Source organism: Streptomyces sp. NPDC054847 (assembly GCF_053610925.1).
Genome location: NZ_JBSGZJ010000525.1, coordinates 1 through 4686, shown reverse-complemented (window position 1 = coordinate 4686; position 4686 = coordinate 1). Strand labels below are relative to the sequence as shown.

General features: G+C 71.9%; 3 protein-coding genes and 1 pseudogene. All 4 read right to left on the bottom strand.

The window, feature by feature from the left end:
* Window positions 1–7: 7 nt before the first annotated feature.
* Window positions 8–1210: an NAD(P)/FAD-dependent oxidoreductase gene (locus tag ACWGH4_RS31535; RefSeq protein WP_453466908.1), complete on the bottom strand. Its 1203-nt coding sequence runs from the start codon at window positions 1208–1210 to the stop codon at window positions 8–10.
* A gap of 249 nt (window positions 1211–1459) precedes the next feature.
* Complete coding sequence (locus tag ACWGH4_RS31530; protein WP_453466906.1) at window positions 1460–2734, bottom strand: hypothetical protein; 1275 nt, start codon at window positions 2732–2734, stop codon at window positions 1460–1462.
* Window positions 2735–3041: 307 nt separating this feature from the next.
* Window positions 3042–3362: pseudogene (locus ACWGH4_RS31525) on the bottom strand (IS200/IS605 family accessory protein TnpB-related protein); the annotation flags it as partial.
* A gap of 203 nt (window positions 3363–3565) precedes the next feature.
* Window positions 3566–4686: GDSL-type esterase/lipase family protein (locus tag ACWGH4_RS31520; protein ID WP_453466904.1), on the bottom strand; the 1121-nt coding region annotated here is incomplete at its 5' end.

Genomic DNA, 4686 nt, shown 5'->3' with positions numbered 1-4686 from the left:
GACCACCCTAGGCGGCCACGCGCCGGTCGATGGTCGAATTCGGTGCGGTGGCCAGGCGGTTCTTGCGCTTGGGCACGTAGAAGGTCGGGTGCGCGACGCCCCACAGCGACATCCTGAGGATGCCCGCCTTGATCCGCGCGGCCTTCCGGCCGCTCACGTACTTCGGCTTCGCCCGCGCCTCGTCGTCGACCGTCTGCAGGATGCCGTCCCGCCGGCCGAGGCTGATGTGGTTGCCCAGGTAGAACAGCTTGACGTTCGAGACCTTGCGGCCGGTCAGGCGTCCCACGATCGCCGCCGTCGCCTGCTGGCCGGTGGAGCCGGCCGAAGCACAGGACATCGGCAGCGGCCGGCCGTTGTCGCCGACGGCGTAGGCGCTGTCACCGGCGGCGTAGACGTTCGGGTGCGAGACCGACCGCATGGTGCGATCGACGACGATCCGACCGTTCTCCGTGACCTCCAGCCCGCTCGTGGCGGCGATGGGGTGGACCGTGAACCCGGCCGTCCACACGGTCGCGTCGGACGCCAGGACGGTGCCGTCGGCGCACAGCACCCGCGTCGCTTCGACGGCTTCGACGCCGGTGTGCTCCAGGACGGTGATGCCCAGCCGGTCGCAGGCCCGGCGCAGGTGGCTGCGGGCACCCGGGGAGAGTGGGGCGCCCAGCTCGCCGCGGGCGATCAGCGTCACCGAAAGGCCGGGCCGGGACTCGGCGATCTCGGTGGCCGTCTCGATGCCGGTCAGCCCGTCGCCGACGACCAGCACACTCCCGCCTTCGCCCCGCCTGCCCAGGCTGTCCAGTCGCTCGCGCAGGCGCAGCGCCGAGGGCCGGCCGGCGACGTCGAAGGCGTGCGCGGCCACGCCGGGGACGCCGTGGTCGGCGACGTGGCTGCCGAGCGCGTAGAGAAGTGTGTCGTAGCCGAGCTCGCCGCCGCCGCCCGCGTCGGCCACGGAGACGACCTGGCGCTCGGGGTCGACGGCGGTGACACGGGCCAGGCGCAGCCGTATCCCCGTGCCCGCGAAGAGGTCGGCGAGCTTCGGAGCCTCGATCTCCTGTCCGGCCGCGAGCTGGTGCAGCCGCAGCCGCTGGACGAAGTCCGGCTCGGCGTTGACCACGGTGATCTCGGTGTCCGCCGGGGCCAGCCGGCGGGCCAGGTTCCCGGCCGCGTAGGCCCCGGCATAGCCGGCGCCGAGGACGACGATGCGGTGCTTCATGTGTCGCTCCTGTCGGTTCGCTTGCTCCTTGCGAGTTGAGCGGAACAGCGACCTGATTCCTGACAGGAACCGCTTGTGACGTGGGTCACAGGCCCACAGGGGTGCCGCCCGGCGATGCTCGCGACGCCGAGGCGGCGCGGACAAAGGCCCGGCTGAACGAGGTGATCCGACCGGTCACCGTCGACATCGACGTCATACGCGTCAGGAGGAACGACGTCTGTGGGGGACTGCCGCGCCAGCGCTGGGCCGTCAGCGGTCGCCGCGCGTGCTTCGTCCCCGCAGTGAGGACAGGACCAGGCGTCCGTAGCGGGTGGTGAGAACCAGGGCTGTCGCCGCCAGGGCTCCGACCAGGGCGACGGCGAGCGCGGTGAGGCCCTTGGCGCCCAGGACCTGGAGGATGCTCAGGGCCGTGCCGAGGGGCAGACCCAGGATCGTCAGGACGCCGAGCGCGCCGGCGATCTGCTGGCTCTCCTGGGTCTGGACCAGCCGGGCGTAGTCGGCCGCCTCGGCGAGGATCTCGTCGAACCGGGCAGGCAGCCGGTGCTGGGCCTGGAAGGTCAGCAGCAGTTCATTGGCCGGGCCGTGGGCGGTGAGGTGCTGGCGCCAGTAGGTGCTGCGGAAGGTGGCGATGTGCCGTTCCAGGGCGGACACCCGGCGGGCCAGCTTGGGCCCGTCGAAGACGCCGGACAGCCCGTCGGTGAGCTCGTCGATGTGGTCGCGCTGGATGGTGCCGAGGAGCAGGGCGTCGAGGTAGACGGTGCGGGAGTGCAACTCGGCGAAGGCGTAGAAGTCGCTGCCGCCCGGGTCGGCCCGGTGACCGAGGAACGCGGCGCCGTGTCGCAGTACGAGGGCGCTCCAGTCGGCGGATATCCGCAGTGCGTGCTCGGTCCGCCGGGGCCACTCCTCGAGCGGCGTGGGGAAGTCGGCTGCCGTCGACCGTGAGGCGAGGGACCACAGCCACCGGTCGGCGCTCTCCGGCAGCCGGCCCTCGTCGTCCCGCAGCGCGGGCGTGTGGTGAACGTCGGGCGTCAGGAACGCGACCGTGTACGGGCGGGCGATCGCGAAGGGCGCGGAAACGCCGCGCGGCGTCGCGATGCCGTGGAGCAGGGCGGCGGGGGACAGGGGACCGTCGAGGGGATCCGGTACGGCGGTGTCGCGCCGGCCGATCGCGCGCAGCGTCTCCAGCAGTGCGGGGCCCTCGACGTCGAAGTGGAGGACGGCGAGCGCATGGTCCTGATGCCGGGCGGTGGCGGTACGCAGCAGCTCGACGCCCTTCAGATGCAGCGCCTCGTGCCGTACGTCCATGAACCGGTGCCAGCGGCAAGGCCGTTCCGGGGTCCCGTACAGGGCACGCGCGGCGGCCGGCGTGAAGTACGTCTCCCGGGTCGCGGCGTCGGTGCGGCGGCTGCCCAGGTCGAAGGGTATGGGCCCGACCTGCCACAGGGGGCGGGCGGTGAGCCGTACCGGCACGATGACGACGAGGGTCTGGCGGACGCCGATGACGGAACTGAGATCCGTGGCCAACGCGGGGACGCCTCCGATACGGGAAACCGATGATCATTGCGGGCGGGGCTCAGGATACGGGTCGCGCGAGGTGGGCGTGGCCCGGTCGGGCGAGCGACTCAACGGCCCCAACCCCATGGCACGGCACGGCAGTTGACCGCACGACGATCAACTGTCCGTTCCGCTCGGCGGCCCGTCCCTTCGGCTCCGCGACGAGCTCCCGCGGATCCACCTCCCACCGCCCCCACCTCCGCGACCGGTCCTCTCCGCCGGCGTTCAGTACCGTTCCTGATCAGTGAGCAGGAGTGGGTCTTGGACCCATTCCTGTGAGGTTGTGGATGTGCGCGGCCTGCCCGCGCCGGGCCAGCGCCCACTGATCATGCGTAGCCTTCGTGATCGACCCCGCCCACCTGGACGACGACTCAGTCGTCAGGCCCCGCTTGCGCGCCGCCCACGACTCGGCACAGTGCCCCAACCCGTCCATGGAACGCGCTTTGAGATCACGCGAGGCCAGCGAGCCCAGGTGCGCACCCACCAGACGCAGCACCTGCTCATCCTCGGACGAGAGGTCCCGCAGCCGGGTACGGACGGCGACACCCGAAGGGCCGGTCGCCACGAACGGCGCCGCCACCTCCCGCAGACCACCCACAGCGATCACCCCATCCGCACCGCACACACGCACCCGCCACCACCCCCAACGACCCACCACCCCCAAGGTCACCCATTCGACAGACGAACCCCCGTCCACCACACCGACCCCCGCGCACAGCAGCCCACAACAACTCACCCACACACGCCAGAACTCACTCATACCAAGTCAGACCACAGCAGTTCACAACCCCTTCGCGGCGGTCATGCGGCGCTTACCGCGAACGGCCCTCCGTCGCGGAAAGCCAGCTCGGCGAAGCGTTCGCCCATGCGGCGGTGTGTCGCGGCGTCCGGATGGAGCTGGTCGGGCAGCGGCAGGTCGTCGAAGTCCGCCTCGCCGTAGAGCTCGCGGCCGTCGAGGTGGTGCAGGTGCGGGTCGTCGGCCGCCCGCTCTCGCACGATGCGGGCCAGTTCCGCCCGGATGACGTTCAGCGTCAGCTTCCCCGCGGCGCGCTCCGCCGGGTCGCCCGCCGCCAGCAACCGCAGCTTCCCGGCGCTGAGTTCGCTGAAATCGGGGAGGCTGGGGCCCGGGGTGTCCTCGTGGATGGGGCAGTACAGGGGCGAGACGACCAGCAGCGGCGTGGTGGGATGCCCCTCGCGGATCGTGTCGAGGAAGCCGTGCACCGCGGGGGTGAAGGCCCGCAGACGCATCAGGTCGGTGTTGACCAGGTTGATGCCGATCTTGACACTGATCAGGTCGGCAGGGGTGTCCCGCATGGCGCGGGCGGTGAACGGGTCGAGCAGGGCGTTGCCGCCCAGACCGAGGTTGGTCAGCTCCACACCGGCGCGCAGCGCGGCCAGCGCCGGCCAGGTCGTCGTCGGGCTCTCGGCGTCCGAGCCGTGGCTGATCGAACTGCCGTGGTGCACCCACAGCCTGCGGCCCCGGTCGGGAACGGGCTCGACGGGGGCGTCGGCGCGCAGGGCCACCAGCAGGGTGATCTCGTTGTACGGCAACCAGATCTCGACGTCCTTCTCCCGGTCCGGCAGTCCGGTGAAGCGGACGGTGCCGACCGGGCCGGGCCGGCTCTCCACCGACCCGGTGGCCATGTCCGTCATGAGGACGTTGCCGCCGGTGACACTGGCGCGCCCGGACGGCCGGCCGTCGACGAGCAGGTCGTACACGCCGTCGGGGCGGGGCGGAGCGCCCTCGTAGGCCACCTTGGTGCGCAGGGCGTCCAGCTCGACGGCGGTGGCCCGGGTACGGAACACCACCCGTACGCCGGAAGGCTGGGACTCCGCCATGGCCACCTGCCCGTCGGGGAACTGCGCCCGGGCCCGGGCGGGCAGCCGGTGCGGCAGCAGGCCCTGCGCGGTGCGCTCAAGAT

Bases quoted from the DNA above. Each gene is read 5' to 3' on its own strand.
- ACWGH4_RS31535 (WP_453466908.1), bottom strand. From the start codon at position 1,210: ATGAAGCACCGCATCGTCGTCCTCGGCGCCGGCTATGCCGGGGCCTAC.